Annotated in this window: 1 protein-coding gene; it reads right to left on the bottom strand. The window is 40.4% G+C overall.

The window, feature by feature from the left end:
- Positions 1-235, bottom strand: a 235-nt coding sequence (locus ACSV5T_RS10395) for a glycerophosphodiester phosphodiesterase family protein (RefSeq protein ID WP_438321099.1), incomplete at both ends; no start/stop codon positions are given.

Below are 235 nucleotides of genomic sequence, written 5' to 3'. Positions count from 1 at the left end.
GCACGAGCGCTTCGATTCCTTCATATGCAATAATGTCTGTTTTCAGTTCAATATTGATACGGTGATTGGTACCTGCAAATAACTCCAACACTTCCCCTAAGGTTGGAATTACTTCATCTCCGAACTCCCGTGAAAACCACGAGCCAAAATCAAATGTACGTAATTGTTGTAATGTAAAATCTTTTACATAGCCTGAGCCATTGGAGGTACGATCAATGGTCTCATCATGAATCAC

The sequence above is a fragment of the Veillonella sp. ZSJB6 genome (genome assembly GCF_051549505.1).
In the GTDB taxonomy this organism is placed as follows: Bacteria; Bacillota; Negativicutes; order Veillonellales; family Veillonellaceae; genus Veillonella.
Note: the sequence above shows the minus strand (reverse complement) of the source record. Positions and strands in the feature narration are given on the sequence as shown.